Origin of the sequence: Chryseobacterium sp. CH21, from assembly GCF_004119445.1 — a bacterium.
Classification (GTDB): Bacteria; Bacteroidota; Bacteroidia; order Flavobacteriales; family Weeksellaceae; genus Chryseobacterium.
The window spans coordinates 51456-72510 of record NZ_QICI01000034.1 but is presented as its reverse complement, the minus strand read 5'-3'; the positions used below and the strand labels follow the sequence as shown (position 1 = coordinate 72510).

Here is a 21055-nt window from a genome sequence, read left to right as displayed (position 1 = left end):
AATTTTTTTTAGATTTTAGATTTCAGATTTCAGATTTCAGACGAAATCATCATTCCAAATTCAAGGATTATAAAATTTTTAGAGTGCCATAGTCTGACATCTTGTGTCTGACATCTGATATCTTACTCCTCCAATCTTACGTCTAATCCAAGACCTTGTAACTCGTGAAGTAATACATTGAATGATTCTGGAATACCTGGTTCAGGCATAGATTCACCTTTTGCAATGGCTTCATAAGTTTTTGCTCTACCAATCACGTCATCCGACTTCACAGTAAGGATTTCTCTAAGGATGTTAGATGCACCGAATGCTTCAAGTGCCCAAACCTCCATCTCTCCGAATCTCTGACCTCCGAACTGAGCTTTACCTCCTAACGGCTGCTGAGTAATCAATGAGTAAGGACCAATAGAACGTGCGTGCATCTTATCATCTACCATGTGTCCTAGTTTCAACATGTAAATGATACCTACAGTCGCAGCCTGTGTAAATCTTTCTCCGGTACCCCCATCATAAAGGTGAGTGTGACCGAATTTAGGAAGACCTGCTTTCTCAGTGTACTCAGTAATCTGATCAAGACTTGCTCCATCGAAGATTGGCGTAGCGAACTTCAATCCTAGTTTTCTACCAGCCCATCCAAGAACGGTTTCGTAGATCTGACCGATGTTCATACGAGAAGGTACCCCTAGTGGATTCAATACGATATCTACTGGTGTTCCGTCTTCAAGGAATGGCATATCTTCTTCACGAACGATTCTTGAAACGATACCTTTGTTACCGTGACGTCCTGCCATTTTATCCCCTACATTCAGTTTACGTTTCTTAGCGATGTAAACTTTAGCCAACTTCATGATCCCTGCCGGAAGCTCATCTCCGATTGAAATTGCAAATTTCTCACGGTTTTTAACCCCTTGGATATCGTTGTATTTGATTTTGTAATTGTGAATCAATTGTTTGATCAATTCATTCTTGTCAGCATCTACTGTCCAGTCTGCACCACTAACGTTTACATAATCTTCAACTGAAGTCAATAATTTGTGAGTGAATTTCACACCTTTACCGATAATTTCTTCATCAAGGTCATTTTGTACCCCTTGAGAAGTTTTACCGCTTACCAGTGTATTTAATTTTTCAATTAAAGTATTTCTCAACTCATCAAACTTAGCCTTGTAAGTGTTTTCAATTTCTTCAAGTTTAAGTTTTTCTTCAGTTCTTTTCTTTTTGTCTTTAATGTTTCTGGAGAACAATTTCTTGTTGATCACAACTCCTCTTAATGAAGAGTCAGCTTTCAATGAAGCATCCTTCACATCACCAGCTTTATCACCGAAGATTGCTCTAAGAAGTTTTTCTTCAGGAGTCGGGTCAGATTCACCTTTTGGAGTAATTTTACCAATCATGATATCTCCAGGCTTCACTTCAGCACCAATTCTGATCATACCGTTCTCGTCAAGATCTTTAGTAGCTTCTTCAGATACGTTTGGAATATCTGCTGTAAGCTCTTCCATACCTAATTTGGTATCACGAACTTCAAGAGAATATTCATCTACGTGGATTGAAGTAAACCAGTCTTCACGTACTACTTTTTCGTTGATTACGATTGCATCCTCGAAATTGTACCCTTTCCAAGGCATGAACGCTACTACCAAGTTTCTACCAAGAGCCAATTCTCCTTTTTCAGTAGCATAACCGTCGCAAAGTACTTGTCCTTTCTCCACTACATCACCTACTCTTACATTTGGTCTTAGGGTAATTGTTGTACTCTGGTTAGTTTTTCTAAACTTAGTAAGTTTGTATGTTTTAGTAGCAGACTCGAATTGTACTAAATCTTCGTCTTCACTTCTTTCATATTTAATAACGATTCTGTCAGCATCTACATACTCTACAGTACCTGTACCTTCAGCGTTAATTAAGATTCTTGAGTCTCTTGCAACTTGCTGCTCAAGCCCTGTACCAACGATTGGAGCCTGTGGCTTCAATAGAGGAACGGCCTGACGCATCATGTTGGATCCCATCAATGCACGGTTCGCATCATCATGCTCCAAGAAAGGAATCAATGAAGCGGAAATACCGGAAATCTGGTTAGGTGCAACATCGATAAGATTTACCTGTGAAGGCTCAACTACCGGGTAGTCACCATCCAATCTTGCAATAATTCTATCTGTTAAGAAATCACCGTTATCACTTAATTCAACGTTTGCCTGAGCAATTACTTTGTCTTCTTCGTCTTCAGCATTTAAGTAGATAGGATCTGCGTTAAGCTCAATCTTACCATCTTCAACTTTTCTATATGGAGTTTCGATGAAACCTAGTCTGTTGATTTTTGCATAAATCCCTAGAGATGAAATCAAACCGATGTTTGGTCCTTCCGGAGTTTCAATCGGACAAATTCTTCCGTAGTGAGTATGGTGAACGTCACGAACCTCGAAACCTGCTCTTTCTCTTGATAAACCACCAGGCCCTAGTGCAGATAATCTTCTCTTGTGAGTGATCTCTGATAGAGGGTTGGTTTGGTCCATGAACTGAGAAAGCTGGTTGGTACCAAAGAATGAGTTGATTACAGAAGTTAATGTCTTCGCATTTACAAGGTCAAGTGGAGTAAAGATTTCGTTATCTCTAACGTTCATTCTTTCCTTGATTGTTCTTGCAATTCTTGAAAGACCTACTCCGAACTGTCCTGCTAATTGCTCACCAACAGTTTTAATTCTTCTGTTTGATAAGTGGTCAATATCATCTACATCAGTTTTTGAGTTTACTAACTCAATTAAGTGTCTTACAATGGCAATAATATCTTCTTTTGTAAGAACTTCAGTTGTAGTTGGGATGTTTAGGCTTAACTTTTTGTTTAGTCTGTAACGTCCTACTTCACCTAAAGAGTATCTCTGCTCAGAGAAGAATAATTTTTCAATAATTCCTCTTGCTGTTTCCTCATCTGGTGGATCTGCATTTCTTAACTGACGATAAATATACTCTACTGCTTCTTTTTCAGAGTTAGTAGGGTCTTTTTGTAATGTATTCTGGATGATAGAGAATTCATTGCTGTTTTCTTTGTGAATCAGGATTGATTTCACACCAGCATCCAAGATAAGATCTAAGTGTTCTTTTTCAAGAATAGTTTCTCTATCTAAGATGATTTCGTTTCTTTCGATAGAAACTACTTCACCTGTATCTTCGTCTACGAAATCTTCGAACCAAGTGTTCAATACTCTCGCAGCCAATGTTCTCCCTTCTACTTTTTTAAGGGCAGCTTTAGAAACTTTCACTTCTTCAGCAAGGTCGAAGATCTGAAGGATATCCTTATCAGATTCATAACCGATCGCTCTTAATAAAGTTGTTAATGGTAATTTTTTCTTACGGTCGATATAAGCGTACATTACGCTGTTGATATCTGTTGTAAATTCCATCCAAGATCCTTTGAAAGGGATAATTCTTGAATAGTAAAGTTTGGTCCCATTCGCGTGGTAAGTCTGTCCGAAGAATACACCGGGTGAACGGTGAAGCTGCGTAACGATAACTCTCTCAGCACCGTTGATGATGAAAGAACCACTTGGCGTCATATAAGGAACCGGACCTAAGTATACGTCCTGAACCACAGTTTGGAAATCTTCGTGTTCCGGGTCAGTACAATACAGTTTAAGTCTAGCTTTTAGAGGAACTGAATAAGTAAGTCCTCTTTCCACACACTCATCAATTGAATAACGTGGAGAATCTACCAGATAGTCTAAGAATTCTAATACGAATTGGTTTCTTGAATCCGTAATTGGGAAATTCTCTTGGAAAGTCTTGTAAAGAGCTTCTGTCTTTCTGGCTTCAGGAAGTGTATCAAGCTGGAAAAATTCTCTGAAAGACTCAATTTGGATATCCAAAAAGTCTGGAGTGATGATTTTTCCTTTCGCTGATGAGAAATTAATTCTCGGATTTCCTTGAGTTGTTGATTTTGTTTTACTCATAAAACTTTTAAGAAAGGGTTAAAAAATATTTTGATTCATTAAAAAATATCAGAAAAGAACAAGAAACAATATAAAAGTAAAAGGTAAAAGTGTTTTTGGCGCTCACAAAGGACCTTAGGCTCTTTTAAACTTTGTACTTGATTCTTTCTAACTGCAACACTGGTATATCTTTTCACAGCGTAATGCAAAATATTTTTATTACTTTTGAGGCTATATTACCGCAATATCTATATACAGGAAATCCCTTCCATGTTTTACACAATGAAAGAGCTGATTTTCAGTATTTTATAAATTTACAAACAATTTTTCGCGCCAAAAGAGGGGCAAAGATACAAAAAGTTATCCACAATAACAAATAAATCATCTCATTTTGAGACTCTTAAAAACAAGAGAGACTGCCCAAATATGAGCAGCCTCTCTACAACACAAGCTAATCTTATGATTATTTCACAATAACCTTATAAGATTTTATCTTCGATTTGGTTTCTATTTTAATAATATACACTCCTGTTGGAAGTGAAGAGGTATCAATACCTGTATGAGTATTGAACTTATCTGTTTTAACTACTTGTCCCTGTGCAGAGAACAATGTGTACACTCCTTCTTCTGCTGATGTAATTCTAAGATTTTCTCCAGCTTTTACAGGGTTTGGATATACTTTTACATCATTCGCTTCTTCTGTAATGTCTGTTGCAGCAATTTTTGCAGCATTGGATGCATTTTTCAATAATGAAGCATATGGTGAAAGCGGTGAATTCGGAGATCCTCTTTTCACAAGATCCGTATCTACTACAGCCTGTATACCATCTTTATCATTATCATTAATGGTAGAAATAAATCCACCTCCTAACATATCAAGGTTTCCTTTTCCTATTTTATAAAGGTCATAATCCGAACCATCGGAAGTAATATCCAGGAAGTCTGGTTTATCATCACCATCTGTATTTTTGATTGGATATTTCAATACCCCTGAGTCTGGAGAAGTTTCCAAAATATCTGCAATTCCATTTTTGCCTACAGGAACATTGGCATCAATAATACCGTTATGATCTGCATCAATCTGGTTGATTACTGAGTTTGGAATTCCGGATTCAAATAAATCTAAGATACCGTCATTATCAGAATCAAGGTCAAGATAATTAGGAACAGAATCTCCCAATACCGGCGTTATCAGGATATCACCTTCGTTATCATCATCCTGGAACTTACCGTTTTTATCAAAATCTTCCACAGCATCAGGAATACCATCATTATCAGAATCAAGGTCACAAGCGTCCACAATACCATCGCCATCTGTATCCAATGCAGGAGATTTGTCATTTACCGCTGTACATCCTTCTGCACAGTCGGGAATTCCGTTTCCGTTATTATCTATGCTGTCATCACCGCCCTGACATTGGTCGAAACAGTTCGGAACACCGTCATTGTCATCATCTCTGCTCGCAAAAGCATTATAGATATAATAATTTTGAGGAAAACGAATTGCCGTTCCGCTGTTGAAAGTGATTTTAATACGGTTAAAAGGTTTTGTAGCCTTTCCTCCAACATAGAATTTATTTGAATTCGTAGTAAAGAAGTTTCCACTGATAAGACTTCCTGAACTTGTGAAAGTATCTGTAAGAACATTCCCGTTATATAATGTTACAGTGATATTTTCCAGCACACTTACTCCAAGAAGGTTCCCTGCTTTTTCTACGGTGAATCCAGCCATTGTGTTGGCAGGAAGTACCGCATTAGTACCTACTGTTGCAAATGCTGAGAAAAGACTCAGAATAGATGCTGCCGGAACGGTAGCCGTTGCGTAGTTGGATGGGTTATTATCCACAATAGCTTCTGGACTGGTCATTTTAGCTAAAATAAGCCCTAGGAAACCAGGACCTGAAGTCCATGTAGTACCTGTCACCAAATTTCCTGGTACTGCAGAACCGCTTGTCTGGATTTTATCATCACATTCACAAGTAAGAGGCTCTTCGAAAGCATAATATACTTTCAATGCTCCTAAATTAAATCCTACAGTTTGGGTAATTTTCAACCTTACTTCGTTGAAAGGTTTAGTGGTTGTTAAAGTCACTTTCTGCTTTCCTGAACCATATCCTAAAACTTTAATATTGATTAAACCTCCTCCGTCAGACAGTTGTTTTGAATCCTGAAGCTGACCGAAAAGATAAGTTTCTATGGTAATATTTTTTAAGAATTCTGCACTTAACAGTTTCCCCTGATCATCCGGCTCTATAACAAATCCCGTTCTGTTTCCTGCAGGATAGGTCTGGTTTTTGTCAAGAACTCCTACTGAATAAGATCCTAATAATCCTATTGGCAGCACTATTGATCCATATGAGTTTTTATTTCCGTCACCAATTCTTTCTTTATTTTGAACATAAGAAAGCGGAGCAAGGAAACTGCTGCTTCCGGATACGTTTCCATCCACACCACTTCCAGCGATGATGTCATCACAAATACCATTATTATCGGTAGGTACTTTTGCAGGATCAAATGCGAATGCATAATATACATTCATCGCACTGAATACAGAAAGAACATTAGTTTGATACAATCTCACTTCATCAAATTCTTTTGATGTTTTGAAGTTCAGGAAAATTCTGTTTTTGCTTCCCCCGAATGCAGGCACTGACAAAAGTGTACTGCTGGTAGTTGTCTCCTGAAGTACCCCATTTTTATAAGTACTGATTCTTAAAGAACTCAAAAGATCTACTGTAATAAAACTTGTTCCAAGATCTACATTGAATCCGGTGACATATCCCGCAGGGTAGGTTGTATTTTTGTTTTTTACAGATATTCCGTTTCCACTTAAAAGAGAAGCGAAATTGCCCATACTTACACTGTTATCCAAGCTGGCATCCACTACAGGATTCATACTTCCGTTGTAACATGCAAGACAAATTCCTGAATTGTTGACAGGTTTTGCCTCTACCCCCATCCCACGGATCGGTTCATAGCCCTGCTGCGCAAATAATACTGCAGACATTATCAATGTCATGAGCATCGCAGCTAACTTTTCGAATAATTTTTTGGTCATTTTTTATTTTTTTAAGGTTTGTGTTTATTAGTTTAATTATAAAGAGCTTTCCAGTTACTTCCATTACAGCCTTCATGCGCTCTGGTAGTTGTGTTATATCGGATTGCTCCTTCTTCAGCAGCTGTACATGCAGCATTAGCACCTGAAGCAATTCCCTTCATCTGAATCGCTGCCCCTGTAGATGTAGATGCGGTAGGAGCCATATTAATTCCCAATATTGTATCTGTTCCGTTATTTTTATTAAAGAAAACATGTTCTTTGTTGGCATAAACCAATTGTCCTGCAGCTGCCTGACCTGAAAACCCTATTGCAAAAGCTTCTGTACCAGTAGCTGTATTTGCGGAACCAACAGCAATATTGTTTGAGGATGTTGTGTTTCCACTTCCAATGGCAATTCCTCCGTTATTTGTATGATTGTTCCCAACAGTTAATCCAACCAGACCCGTTACAGTATTAAGATTTCCAAAGACCAGGTTATTGGCTCCTGTGGCACTATTGTTATTTCCTATTACTTTAGCCCCATTATTGGCGGTATTGTTCAATCCAATAGCTACAGCCGGAAAGTTTCCTTGTGCAGAGACTGTATTATCTTTCCCCATGGCAACATTTGAAGAAGTACTGTTGGTAAGGATATTATTCGACCCCCATGTAAATGAAGCATAAGGTCCTGCGGCAGAATTAGAGTTTCCTCCCTGTAGTGTACCATTAATATCTAACACTCCTTTTACGTTTTTCTGAGTAGCCAAAACTAAATTCTGACTATCGTTAGTCCCCAGATAATTTCCCGTCCCAATATCTGTTCCAAGAGTTGCTGTTGTTGCTGTTGTTCCAGCATTTCCTACAGTTCGCCAGCTTCCACTTAAGCTTCCCCATTTGGTACCGTCAAAATAATAATAGCCTGGAGAAACGACATCCACAGTTTGTCCTGTAGGAGCGGCTTCAACCGATGTAACATATACTAATGCTCCGGTTTGAGCAGCCGTATAGTTTTTGGCTTTCAATTGTACTCCTGTAATTCTTGGAGTAATCACGCCGTCAAGTTTACTTGTATTAGAAGGTGATCCTACGACATCAAATGTGGCCTGAGCTTGGGAGGTATTAATCCCTACCTGAGCGTTCATGGCCAAACTAAAAGATAAAATAGCGATGGTTAATAATTTGTTTTTCATTTCTGTTGATGTTTGCTGTTTTTATGTATATGTGTTTTTTGAAAGGGCAATCCTCAGGCATTCTCATTTAAATATTAAATGAAATAACAGATTGTACTGTATGAAAGCGTTAAAATTGTGAAATATAATTACGAGATAAGCGAATGGACAAGTTTATCAGGAATTTTAATGATAAACTTAAAACCATCCACCAGTTTAATGGAATTGGTATAGAAATTTTTAACTTCATCAAATACCAAGAAAGTATTTTCTTTACAGTTCAGAAATAAATAGTTCTTTTCATTTCTTATTGCAACAAATTTTATATTTTCCGGAAATGATATCTGAATATTATTTTTCTTGAAAAATTGAGTATTATACTGAAAGCCAATATAATAGAATAAAAAGGCTTGATTTTTATCAGCAGGTTCTTTATTTACAGCAACCAGATCATTATTGCCTGCTTTAGTAAACAAATGAATTGAAACATCAGCTAAGCATCGTTGCAGAGGATTATCAGTATCTGTATAATATGATAACTCAGGATTCGTCATCGTTACAGATATAAACTTAGCGTTTAGTTTTCCTACAGCCGCCAGAAGTAATATAAGTGTAATCTTATGGCCGTAGGAAAGAAAGTAATTTCTTTCCAATTATGTTGTGTTTTTTTCGATACAAATATAATATTTTTTCAATCAAAACAATACTTTATTAATAAAAATTCACACAAAGCAATAAAATACAGAAAATACAATATTATGTTAATTATCATCAAATAAATAATAATAATTAAATACAAAAATATACATATCAATAATATTAAAATACAATTGAAAAATAAAACACATATTTACAAAGACTTACATACAAAAAAAAGCCTGAGCAAATGCTCAGGCTTGTATATTTATAATAAAATTGAAATTATTTCAATTCTACTTCAGCACCAGCTTCTTCTAATTGCTTCTTAAGAGCTTCAGCTTCGTCTTTAGATACACCTTGCTTGATTGGAGCAGGAGCACCGTCTACGATATCTTTAGCTTCTTTAAGACCAGCACCAGTTAAATCTTTTACTAATTTAACGATAGCTAATTTAGAAGCACCTGCAGACTTAAGAATTACGTCGAATTCAGTCTTTTCTTCAGCAGCTTCACCTGCACCACCTGCAGCAACAACTACAGCAGCAGCAGCTGGCTCAATTCCGTACTCATCCTTAAGGATAGCAGCTAATTCGTTTACGTCTTTTACAGTTAGGTTTACTAGCGTTTCAGCTAAATTTTTTAAATCTGACATTGTTGTAATGTTTTTGTTGATTATTTATTTAATTTTTTGAGTGTAATTATTCAGCAGCTGGCGTTTCGTCAGTGCTTTCTGCAGCAGGAGCTTCTGGAGCTTCAGCAGCAGGAGTTTCTTCTACCGCAGGAGCAGCTTCTTCAGCTTGAGCTTCTACAGTTTCAGATTTGTTTTGAAGAGCAGAAACAACTCTTTGGATTGGAGACTGAAGTAATCCGATGATTTCACCGATCATTTCTTCTCTAGACTTGATATTTACTAAAGTATCAAGGTTGTTGTCACCAACATAGAAAGTTTCTTGTACAAAAGCAGACTTCAAAGCCGGCTTCTCATCTTTCTTTCTAAAATCTTTGATTAATTTTGCAGGAGCGTTAGCTGTCTCAGCAATCATTAAAGCAGAGTTTCCTTTAAATGTTTCGAACATTTCAGAGAAATCTACTCCATCAATCTGCTCCATTGCTTTTTGTAAAAGTGTATTTTTTACCACTTTCACTTTGATATTTTGCTTGAAAGCCTGTCTTCTGAAATCTGAAGATTTAGCAGCGTTCAAACCATCTAGATCTGCTACGTATACTACTTTTGCATCCTGAAGCAAGTCTTTGATCTCTTGTATTGCTACAACTTTTTGGTCTTTTGTCATTGTCTTAGGATTAAATATTAGTTAACAGATTTAGTATCAATTGCAATACCTGGGCTCATTGTAGAAGACAAATAGATGCTCTTCACATAAGTTCCTTTAGCAGCAGTTGGTTTCATTTTGATCAATGTCTGGATAAGCTCCTGAGCATTTTCTTTGATCTTAGCAGCATCGAAAGATACTTTACCAATACCAGCATGGATAATACCATACTTATCTACTTTGAAATCAATTTTACCTGCTTTTACTTCAGTTACTGCTTTACCAATTTCCATAGTTACAGTTCCTGATTTAGGGTTTGGCATTAAACCTCTTGGACCTAATACTCTACCTAATGGACCTAATTTACCCATTACAGCTGGCATAGTAACGATAACGTCAACGTCTGTCCAACCTTCTTTGATTTTTTGTAAATATTCGTCAAGACCTACATAATCAGCACCAGCAGCTTTAGCTTCGGCTTCTTTATCTGGTGTTACAAGAGCTAATACTTTAACATCTTTACCAGTACCGTGAGGAAGAGATACAACACCTCTTACCATTGGTTTGCTTTTCTAGGGTCTACACCTAATCTTACAGCGATATCTACTGAAGCATCAAACTTTGTAGTGTTCACTTCTTTTACAAGAGCTGAACCTTCTTCAAGGTTATAGATTCTTCCTTTTTCTACTTTGCTTAAAGCTTCCTTTTGCTTTTTAGTTAATTTTGCCATTTCTTTAAGTTTTAAGCGTTAGTTGGTTTAGTTCCTGTTACTCTTAATCCCATAGATCTAGCAGTACCTGCAACCATAGAAAGAGCAGAGTCCATTGTAAAACAGTTAAGATCCGCCATTTTATCTTCAGCGATTTTCTTTACTTGTTCCCAAGTTACAGAACCTACTTTGTTTCTGTTTGGTTCACCAGAACCTCCCTTGATCTTAGCTGCATCCATTAACTGAATTGCTGCAGGTGGAGTTTTAATAATGAATTCAAAAGATTTGTCTTCATATACTGTAATTACTACAGGTAAAACTTGCCCTGGCTTATCTTGGGTTCTTCCGTTAAATTGCTTACAAAACTCCATGATGTTCACACCTGCAGAACCCAATGCTGGACCTACTGGTGGAGAAGGGTTAGCTGCGCCACCTTTCACCTGAAGCTTTACCATTTTAAAGACTTTCTTAGCCATTGTTTGTTTTTTAAATTTGAATAATTAATGAGTTTGGAAGCATTTATTATTCAGTAGGTTATGCACTCACATAACAATAAACCTACTTTTTGGACTGCAAAAGTATAAAATATTTTTGAAATAGCAAACGGAAATTGCTGATTTTTAAAAAGTTTAAGAAAATATTTTTTAAGATACCTTCAATCTTTTTTTGAATCCCCGTTAAGAAAACAAAAACGACTATTTAAAGTAAATAGTCGTTTGATATAATTATAAAAGTAAAAACTTATTAAAAACCAGAAGGCTTACTAATCGTTTGGGTAGAACCATCAGTTCCTCCAAGGTTGGCATTGATATCACTGATATTTTGTTTTTCAATCAGTCTTCTATATGCCATCAGATAAAGATCAACAGTAAAATTATTATAATTCCTTGGTGGCGGGTTAGAAGTTGTTGCAATAATTCTGCTATCTGTAAATCTTGCTTTTATATGCCAAGTTCCGTTATTTTTAAAGGCAACAACCTCCGGAGACCCCTGTTTATTATCATTCACTCCATTGTCTCCATAATCAAGCATTACATTCGTAGTTCCGTCATTCAGTTTGAATGAATAGTTGTGAAGTATAACCAGAAAATTGTTTGCATCAATTTTGGTGTCATAATCTGCAATTCCTGCACCAGATACACCGGTAAGGGTAAGCTTAATGTAATTAAATAATCCACTGCTTTCTAAAGCCGGATCGTATAATTGTAATCCATTCTGTGAAGTCGCCAAGAAGCTACCTCCTGTCATAGTAGGTTCTCCCGGATTTCTCAGATATAAAGAATTCGTATAGGTCTTTCCGTTGACGTCTAGTGTTTCTGCAGGGTTTGCTGTGTTTATCCCTACTTTTCCTATCTGGGCATTTAAAAATATCCCAAGGCACATGATTATTGTAATATAAATTTTCCTTTTCATATTTGTTTATTGAAGCCCTAGAGGCGTGTTAGTTGATACTCCTGAATATCCCGGTGAAGCGGACGCAGAAACAGAACCATTGAAAGTTCCCCAGTCTTTAACTAATGATCTTTCAAAGACATTCAAAGTAAGGGTCCATGTTCCATTTTGAGAAGAAACAGTTCCGGCTCCTTTAAAAGCCAGGTTGATGGCATGGTAGTTCTTTCCTCCACTGGTTACCTGCGTAACCTCAGTTGCATATGAACCAAACGATTTAGGAGTTGTTGTCGTATTCGCCGCTGACACCGCTCCTGTAAAAACAGCACCTGTAATTGCCACTACATATTTATTAACCTCTAATCCTGTATTGAGATTCACCACTTCATCCTGTCTCACATTGGTCAATACAACATTATACATATTTACAGGGGCTACATTACGGAGCGATATATCCAACAGCTTAACCTTACCTACCGGTGAAGTATCTTTAGAACGGGTAAGCAGAAGATAGTTTCCGTTTGCCTTCGTATTTTCAGTATCTATTAAATAGGATTCAACCAATGTTTCACCTTCTACATCAAGAGTTCCTTTAGGTGTTTTGGTATTAATTCCTACTTGTGCATTCATGCTTAAAGCAGTAAAACCAGTAAAGAGTATTGCAATAATTTTTTTCATAGAGTATTTTTTATTGAATTAACGGAGCCGCTGCTGCACCTGTAGTTGAAGCATTAAGGTTCTGTGTAGGGCTAAAATCTTTGGCATATGATCTGTCAAACACCAATAAGTTTAATGTCCAGACTCCTGTAGGAAAAGAGTTATCAGGTGCGAATCCCTGGTAATCGGCCTTCAGCTTCCATGTTCCTTCTGATGAATAAGCAAAAATCTGAGGCATTGGAGTAAGCCAGTCCGCAGAAAAAGTTCTTGTAGGCTGTGTAAATCCAAAAGAAGAGATCACCACCAAAAACTTGTTGGAATTGATCAAGGTGTCAAATTGATTGACCCAATCCTTATCTGAAGGGTCACAGGTAATTTTGAACTGAATGAGATTAATAGGTGCCGGTGAATTAGGCACAAAAGAATCATTGTACGCAGTAATTTTGTTTTCCGGAGCAGGAGATTTGATAATGAAAGTGTAATTTTCATCTGCTTTTAGTTTTTCCATGGGTTGCTTGAAAACAATTCCTGATGTCTTCATTGTACCATTCACGGTAAGTTCTTTTTCAGGTGTGGTAGTATTTATACCAACCTGAGCACTTGTGAGCATGGAGGTGCCCACCAAAATGATCATCGAAATAATTTTTGTCATTGGGTTGTGTTTATTTAAAACTTGTGTTTTGAGTACCAATCCAGATCCTATATTTTTTAAATAAAAATAAGGCTACTATACACCTGCAAAAAGTGTATGAAAAAAAATATAAAAATCGTTGGATTAGTTTACAGGATGTTACAATAAGTATGCCATCTGCCAGTAAATTAACAACAGTACAAAGACACAGATGGAGAAAAATAAATTTAATCCCAACAACGTGATAATTGAATTGAAGCAAAGCTCTTTGTAGAAGTATTCACAAAAAATCTACCATTTAAATAGAGTTTTCAAAAAAAGGATACTTTTTTTGAAAAAAAATTATCAATATAACAATTTTTCATCTGTTATCAATTAACGAGAATGTTATAAAAGCAAAAAGACCGCTTAATAGCAGTCTTTTTATATCTTTAATAAGTAATTATTATACTTTTTCTACTTGCATGTAGCTAAGTTCCATTGGAGTTTTTCTACCGAAGATCAATACAGAAACTTCAATTTTCTTTTTGTCTTCAAGGATTTTCTCAACTGTACCATTGAATCCGTTGAAAGGTCCGTCGATTACTTTCACATTTTCACCTACTACATAAGGAATTTCAACATCGCTTGCGAATTCTGAAAGTTCATCCATTCTTCCAAGCATTCTGTTAACCTCAGATTTTCTCATTGGAACAGGATCACCGCCTTTTGTTAAGCTTAAGAAAGAAATAACACCAGGGATATTCTTGATAACGTGAGGAATCTCTCCCATCAGGTCAGCTTCAATCATCAAGTAGCCAGGGTAGTAAGGTCTTTCTTTAGGAACTTTTTTACCGTTTCTAATTTGGATTACCTTTTCCATAGGAATAACCACTTGAGTAACGTACTGCTCAAACCCTAGACGTTTGATTTCTGTCTCAATATAGTTTTTCACTTTATTTTCCTGTCCGCTGATAGCTTTCAGCACATACCATTTCAATTCGCTCATTATGGGAAAATACTTAATTATTAATTGAACAAGTTGATTAGCATTCCTATTATGTTGCTGATTGCTTTTGAAAACAATTCATCAACTCCAAAGGTAAATAATGCCAGAATCACTGTCGCAATAGTCACTACGATTGTAGAAGACTGAAGGTCAGCCCATTTTGGCCATTCAACCTTATGTCTGAATTCGTTATAAGAACCTTTTAAAAAATCGACAAATGAACTCATAATTTATATTTGCACGGGCACAAGGATTCGAACCCTGATCAACGGTTTTGGAGACCGGTATCCTACCATTGGACGATGCCCGTAGTTAAAAAAAGCTCCGTAAAGAAATTCCTTACGGAAGCTTTTTATATTTTTAAGATGATTAGTCTATGATTTCAGTAACCTGACCTGAACCAACTGTTCTACCACCTTCTCTGATTGCAAATCTAAGACCTACGTTAAGAGCGATTGGTTGTAACAATTCTACAGTGATCTCTAAGTTATCACCAGGCATTACCATTTCTACACCTTCTGGTAAGAAGATCTCACCTGTAACGTCAGTAGTTCTTACGTAGAACTGAGGACGGTACTTGTTGTGGAATGGAGTGTGACGTCCACCTTCTTCTTTAGAAAGGATATAAACAGAAGCTTTGAATTTTTTGTGTGGCTTAACTGAATCTTTCTTAGCGATAACCATACCTCTCTTGATGTCAGTTTTTTCAATACCTCTCAACAATAGACCTACGTTATCTCCAGCTTCACCTCTATCTAGGATCTTTCTGAACATCTCAACTCCTGTAATAGTAGAAGTTAATTTTTCGTCACCCATACCTACGATATCAACTGGATCTCCAGTGTTGATAACACCAGCCTCGATTCTACCAGTTGCTACAGTACCTCTACCTGTAATAGAGAATACGTCTTCGATTGGCATCAAGAATGGCTTATCAGTATCTCTTGGTGGTTGCTCGATCCAAGTATCAACAGCATCCATTAATTCTTCTACGCTTTTGAACCACTTATCTTCTGTGTTAGCAGGAGATGCAGTAGCAGCCGTAAGAGCACCTAGAGCAGAACCTTGAATTACTGGAGAGTTATCTCCGTCAAATTCGTAAGTAGACAATAAGTCTCTAAGTTCCATTTCAACAAGCTCTAACAACTCAGGATCGTCTACCATGTCAACTTTGTTCATGAAAACAACGATTCTAGGTACGTTTACCTGACGGCAAAGTAGGATATGTTCTCTAGTCTGAGGCATAGGACCATCAGTTGCAGCACATACTACGATAGCTCCATCCATCTGAGCAGCACCAGTTACCATGTTCTTAACATAGTCGGCGTGACCTGGACAGTCAACGTGAGCATAGTGTCTTTTTCAGTTTCGTATTCGATGTGAGCAGTATTGATAGTAATACCTCTTTCTTTTTCTTCTGGAGCAGAGTCAATTGCAGAGAAGTCTTTTTTCTCAGCAAGACCTTTGCTAGCTAATACAGCAGAAATAGCAGCTGTAAGAGTAGTTTTACCATGGTCAACGTGACCAATAGTACCAATGTTCAAGTGTGGTTTGTTACGATTAAACGTTTCCTTTGCCATGATTTAAAATTATTTATTTATTGTTTTTCAAATTTTCGGTGTGCAAATATAATGAATTTTTAAATACCAAAAACTTTTTATTAAAAAAACTTTCAATATTCTCATCCAGTGAAGGACAAACCTTATATTTAACGTATTGAGACTGCAAATTTACACATTTTTCCGGATTGAAAAAAATCCTTAGAAATGTTTTATTAAAATTATAAACTATCTCATTAATTATGAATACAATATAGAACAAAAAAAAACTGATAATTATATTCGTAAATCCATTCTTATCTTTTTCTCGTACATATAAAAACAACAACTAAAAATTAATATTATGAGAAAACTATTACACATGTGTTTAGCCCTGCTGGCTACTACAATATTATTTTCCTGCGATAATTCGGAGGAAAACATGATGCCAGAAAATATGACACCTCAAGGCCCGGATCTTATGGTATATGGAATTACCGCAATGAATGAACTGGTTTGTTTTAATTCCAATAATCCCAAAACTTTCTCATCAAAAACAGCGGTAACAGGGGTTACCTCCGGAGAAAAATTGCTAAGCATCGATTTCAGACCCGCCACGGGAGAATTGTACGCATTATCAAATGCCAGCAAATTATATATCATCAATACCTCTAATGCTTCAGCAAGAGTGGTAAGCTCAACTGCTTTTACGCCCATGATCTCCGGAACAATAGCTTCCATTGATTTCAACCCAACTGTTGATAGAATCCGTTTAGTGAGTAATACCGGACAAAATCTGCGTTTACACCCGGAAACCGGAGCTGTTGCTGCCACCGATCTCAATATTAACGGAACAGGAAACCCTTCCATAACGGGATTAGCATACACTAACAGTAAGGCTGGAGCTTCCACTACTGTTTTATATGACATTGATCCGATGCTAGGAAAATTATACAAACAGGATCCTCCCAACAATGGAACTTTAGTAGAGGTAGGAAGTCTTGGAACCACTTTTACAGGGCAGTCTGCTTTTGACATCAAATATGATAACAGCACAGCCCTATTATCTTTAAATGAAAAACTTCATATTCTGGATCTGAATAATGGCAAGGCAACCTATATTGGTTCTCTTCAACAGGCAGTGATTGATATTGCTATTCCTACTGAACCGGTAGCTTATGCAATTGATAATTCAAATAATCTTCAAATTTTTAATCCAAACAGTCCGATGCCTGTTTCAAAAACAATAGCAGGATTACAAAGTGGTGAGAATATTTTAGGAATAGATTTCCGTCCTGCCAACGGACAATTGTATGCTTTGGGAAGCTCAAGCAGAATGTATACGATTAATTTAGGTACAGGTGCTGCTACTGCTGTGGGAGCTTCTCCATTCTCAACCTTGCTTTCCGGAACTGATTTCGGATTTGACTTTAATCCCACTGTGGACAGAATAAGAGTCGTGAGTAATACAGGACAAAATCTCCGCCTTAATCCTAATGACGGAACAATTGCGGCCGTAGATCTTGCATTAAATCCGGGAAGTCCAATGATAAGTGCTGCTGCTTATACGAATAACATTGCAGGAGCCACCTCAACTACTCTATTTGTCATTGATCATAATACAGACAAATTGTATCAGCAAAACCCACCCAATAACGGAACTTTAGTTGAAACCGGTTCTTTAGGAATCAACATTACCAATGCTAATGGTTTTGATATTGGGAGTATGAGCCAAAAAGCTTATTTAATGGCATCGATAGGTTCTTCTACAAAAATTTACTCTATTAATACAACAACCGGAGCGGCTACTTCTGTTTCCGATTACCCAAATACCGTAAAAGCTTTTACAGTGGGGTTAGGATTTTAAACTCATCCTTTTTTTATTTCAATAATGGAGAAGCGCGGAAAACTTTGTTTTCCGCGCTTCTGACTAATATAAATGAAAGATAATTTACATTTGGCTGAGCTTTTTCGTTCTGTTGAAGATCCAGAAGATAATCGGGAAAATAAGCAGGGTAAGCACTGTTGCGGTAATCAGTCCTCCGATAATAACAATTGCCAGAGGTTTCTGGGATTCCGATCCGATTCCTGTAGACAAAGCTGCCGGCATTAATCCGATAGAAGCCATAAGAGCTGTCATAATTACAGGTCTGGTTCTGGATTTTACCCCATTTAATATCGCAGTATCTATGTCCATCCCCTCTTTAACGTTCTGGTGAAACTCCGTGATAAGAATTACCCCGTTCTGGATACAGATTCCCAGAAGGGCAATCATCCCTACTCCGGCAGAGATTCCAAAATTGATTCCGGTAACATGCAGGGCTATAATCCCTCCTATCAAAGCAAATGGTACATTCGCTAATACAAGAAGAGAATCTTTCATATTTCCAAACAGAATAAACAACAGGAAGAAAATCATTAAAATACTCACAGGCACTACCTGTGCCAACCTGTGCGAGGCACGCTGTTGGTTTTCAAACTGGCCTGTCCACCCTACAGAATACCCGTCCGGGAGTTCAATGGTTTCCACTTTTTTCTGAGCATCGGCAATTGTACTTCCCAAATCCCGATCACGAATGGAAAATTTAACTCCAATATATCGTTTGATATTGTCTCTGTAAATAAATGCGGCTCCATTGTCTTTAACGATGGTACTTATTTCTTTTAATGGAATTTTTGCTCCATCCTGTGTAGGAACCATCAAAGCGGCAATATCATTTTCATTGGTTCTGTATTCCTGGGAATAACGAAGACGGATCGGGAATTTTCTTTCCCCGTCAAACATTTCTGAAGCCGTTTTTCCTCCAAACGCCATTTCCAATACAGCTTGTGCATCTGCGGGCATTACTCCGTAAGCGGCCATTTTATCTCTGTCCAAAACAACACTTACTTCCGGCTGGCCGATATTTTTAATTATTCCCGGATCTTTTACCCCTTTTACATCTTTAATCTTTAATAAAACTTCATGAGCTAGCTTGTCCAGGGTTTCCAGATTATCACCATAGATTTTGATTCCGTTTTCTGCTTTAAAACCAGCTACCGCTTCTGCTACATTATCCGAAATAGGTTGGGAATAATTGAAAGTAATTCCCTGATAACTTCTTAGCTTTTTGTCAATTTCATTGATCAATTCATCGTAAGTAATTTTACGTTTCCATTCTTCCCTTGGCTTAAGGTTTACGGCGAACTGTACAAATCCGAATCCGTTGGGATCTGTTCCGTCATTACTTCTTCCTGTTTGTGCCAGAACATCTGTCACTTCGGAAAAGCTCATAATATCTTTCTTTAAAAGATCTGCTGTTTTCAGAGATTCTTTTAGTGAGGAACTCATTGGCATTTCTGCAGTAATCCACAATGACCCTTCATTCAATTGCGGAAGGAATTCTGTTCCTAAAAATTTACCTGAGAATAAAGTGACAGCCAAAAAGGAAATTGCCACAATCATACTCATCTTTTTGTGCTTGAATGTTAAATTAAAGCCTTTTAAAACGATTCTGTCCCAGAAGTTAACAAACGGATTATTTTTTTCTCTTACATTTTTATTTAAAAGAATGTGTGAAAGAACAGGAACCAATGTTAAGGTGAATATCAAAGCTCCCATTAATGCAAATCCCAGTGTAAAAGCCAAAGGAGAAAACATTTTCCCTTCCACTTTCTGGAATGAGAAGATAGGAATCAGAGAGGTGATGATAATTAATTTTGAAAAGAAGATCGCTTTTCCTAATCCGGTTCCGGTCTGCTTGATCCAGCCACCTTTTGCGAGTTTATTAAACTTCTCCATTCCGTAACGCTTCGCTTTATGATCAAGCATTACGAAGAGGCCTTCCACCATGACGACGGCTCCGTCAATGATAATTCCAAAGTCTACCGCTCCTAATGAAAGCAGGTTAGCACTCATCCCGGCCAGTTTTAAACATAAAAAGGCAAACAGCAAGGACAGAGGAATAATGATGGAAACAATCAGGGTTGTTCTCCAGTCTGCCATAAATATTAAAACGATTACCGTTACGAGTACAATTCCTTCAATAAGGTTGTGCATTACGGTGTGGGTTGTAAAATCCATCAGATTGTCGCGGTCATAGAATGTAACCATCTTGACATCTTTTGGAAGTACTTTTTCGTTAAGTTCTTTAATTTTAGCCTTTACTCCTATTAAGACTTCTCTTGGGTTCTCCCCTTTTCTCATGACAACGATTCCTTCCACCGTATCATCATGATGATTCAGCGCAGCCTGCCCTACTCTAGGCATAGAGCTCTCATGAACTTCTGCTACATTTTTTACCAAAACAGGGTTTCCACTGTCATTCTGAATGGTAATATTTCCAATATCCGCTACTGATTTTACGAGACCAATACCTCTTACTACGTAGGCTTGGCCATTTTTTTCAATCACATCTCCTCCTACATTCAGGTTACTTTTCGTGACAGCATCATATACCTGAAGGGGAGTCAGGTTGTATTTATCCAATGCTCTCGGATCGATACTTAGTTCAAAAACTTTATCCTGTCCTCCAAAAACGTTGATATCTGCAACACCCGGAACTCCTCTTAAAGCACGGTCTATCACCCAGTTTTGGAGGGTAAGCAGGGTTCGGGAGTCTTTTGTTTTACTTTCCAGGGTATATCTGAAAATCTCACCGGTTGGCCCGTAGGGTGGCTGTACTTCGGGGTCTACCTCATCAGGAAGGCTAATGGTTCTTAACTGGTTATTGACCTGATTTCTGGCAAAAGTATCATCCACCCCATCGTCAAACAGAATTTTAACAATGGAAAGTCCAAACATGGTGGTACTTCTCACACTTGTTTTCTTCTGAACCGGGCTCATCGCCAATTCGATGGGGGTAGTGACAAAACGTTCTACTTCTTCTGCACTACGCCCATTCCATTGAGTGATGATGACAATCTGGGTATTGGTTACATCCGGAAAAGCTTCAATAGGCATATTTTTGAAACTTATAAAACCAGAGATGGCTAAAATCGCTACCCAGATAAAGGTAAATGCTTTATTTTTTAATGAAAAAGCGATTATATTTTTTATGAATTTATTCATGATTGATACATTGATGACCTAAAAAAGCCGTTAAAGAAAAATGTGAACATTCTTA

General features: G+C 37.3%; 14 protein-coding genes, 1 tRNA gene and 2 pseudogenes. 1 reads left to right on the top strand and 16 read right to left on the bottom strand.

All coding sequences use genetic code 11. The annotated features are described in order from the left end of the window. Nucleotides 1-122: 122 nt before the first annotated feature. The 15 genes and pseudogenes from rpoB to tuf form a co-directional block, all read right to left on the bottom strand. Nucleotides 123-3944: a DNA-directed RNA polymerase subunit beta gene (gene rpoB / locus BOQ62_RS05705; protein WP_129037829.1), complete on the bottom strand. Its 3822-nt coding sequence runs from the start codon at nucleotides 3942-3944 to the stop codon at nucleotides 123-125. A 442-nt stretch (nucleotides 3945-4386) separates the two neighbouring features. Next, nucleotides 4387-6981 (bottom strand): T9SS type A sorting domain-containing protein, encoded by a 2595-nt coding sequence (locus BOQ62_RS05700; RefSeq protein ID WP_129037827.1) that lies wholly within the window; start codon nucleotides 6979-6981, stop codon nucleotides 4387-4389. 32 nt (nucleotides 6982-7013) lie between these two features. Beyond that, nucleotides 7014-8150, bottom strand: a complete 1137-nt coding sequence (locus BOQ62_RS05695; RefSeq protein ID WP_129037825.1) for a hypothetical protein — start codon at nucleotides 8148-8150, stop codon at nucleotides 7014-7016. Nucleotides 8151-8278: 128 nt separating this feature from the next. Then, nucleotides 8279-8782 carry a hypothetical protein gene (locus BOQ62_RS05690; RefSeq protein ID WP_129037823.1) on the bottom strand — a complete coding sequence of 168 codons (504 nt, stop codon included), beginning with the start codon at nucleotides 8780-8782 and terminating at the stop codon, nucleotides 8279-8281. A gap of 268 nt (nucleotides 8783-9050) precedes the next feature. Continuing rightward, complete coding sequence (gene rplL / locus BOQ62_RS05685) at nucleotides 9051-9419, bottom strand: 50S ribosomal protein L7/L12 (protein ID WP_076781873.1); 369 nt, start codon at nucleotides 9417-9419, stop codon at nucleotides 9051-9053. Between the two features lie 46 nt (nucleotides 9420-9465). After that, nucleotides 9466-10059, bottom strand: coding sequence for a 50S ribosomal protein L10 (rplJ, locus tag BOQ62_RS05680; protein WP_129037821.1), 594 nt, complete (start codon nucleotides 10057-10059; stop codon nucleotides 9466-9468). Nucleotides 10060-10076: 17 nt separating this feature from the next. Beyond that, nucleotides 10077-10768, bottom strand: a pseudogene (gene rplA, locus BOQ62_RS05675) (50S ribosomal protein L1). An 11-nt stretch (nucleotides 10769-10779) separates the two neighbouring features. Beyond that, complete coding sequence (gene rplK, locus BOQ62_RS05670; RefSeq protein WP_105701281.1) at nucleotides 10780-11223, bottom strand: 50S ribosomal protein L11; 444 nt, start codon at nucleotides 11221-11223, stop codon at nucleotides 10780-10782. A 268-nt stretch (nucleotides 11224-11491) separates the two neighbouring features. Next, entirely contained in the window at nucleotides 11492-12160 is a 669-nt protein-coding gene (locus BOQ62_RS05665) for a hypothetical protein (protein WP_129037819.1), read from the bottom strand. Nucleotides 12161-12166: 6 nt separating this feature from the next. Continuing rightward, entirely contained in the window at nucleotides 12167-12814 is a 648-nt protein-coding gene (locus tag BOQ62_RS05660) for a hypothetical protein (RefSeq protein ID WP_129037817.1), read from the bottom strand. A gap of 10 nt (nucleotides 12815-12824) precedes the next feature. Continuing rightward, nucleotides 12825-13445 carry a hypothetical protein gene (locus tag BOQ62_RS05655; RefSeq protein WP_129037815.1) on the bottom strand — a complete coding sequence of 207 codons (621 nt, stop codon included), beginning with the start codon at nucleotides 13443-13445 and terminating at the stop codon, nucleotides 12825-12827. A 424-nt stretch (nucleotides 13446-13869) separates the two neighbouring features. Then, nucleotides 13870-14412: a transcription termination/antitermination protein NusG gene (gene nusG / locus BOQ62_RS05650; RefSeq protein ID WP_002976412.1), complete on the bottom strand. Its 543-nt coding sequence runs from the start codon at nucleotides 14410-14412 to the stop codon at nucleotides 13870-13872. A gap of 20 nt (nucleotides 14413-14432) precedes the next feature. Continuing rightward, a complete protein-coding gene (gene secE, locus BOQ62_RS05645) occupies nucleotides 14433-14639 on the bottom strand; it encodes a preprotein translocase subunit SecE (RefSeq protein ID WP_002976410.1) in 207 nt (68 codons plus the stop codon). A gap of 12 nt (nucleotides 14640-14651) precedes the next feature. Then, nucleotides 14652-14722, bottom strand: a tRNA-Trp gene (locus tag BOQ62_RS05640). 59 nt (nucleotides 14723-14781) lie between these two features. Continuing rightward, nucleotides 14782-15992: pseudogene (gene tuf / locus BOQ62_RS05635) on the bottom strand (elongation factor Tu). Between the two features lie 322 nt (nucleotides 15993-16314). On the opposite strand from tuf, the gene BOQ62_RS05630 reads away from it, so the two are divergent. Next, complete coding sequence (locus BOQ62_RS05630) at nucleotides 16315-17817, top strand: DUF4394 domain-containing protein (protein WP_129037813.1); 1503 nt, start codon at nucleotides 16315-16317, stop codon at nucleotides 17815-17817. Between the two features lie 84 nt (nucleotides 17818-17901). On the opposite strand, the gene BOQ62_RS05625 is transcribed toward BOQ62_RS05630, so the two are convergent. Next, a complete protein-coding gene (locus BOQ62_RS05625; RefSeq protein ID WP_129037811.1) occupies nucleotides 17902-21000 on the bottom strand; it encodes an efflux RND transporter permease subunit in 3099 nt (1032 codons plus the stop codon). Between the last annotated feature and the right edge of the window lie 55 nt (nucleotides 21001-21055).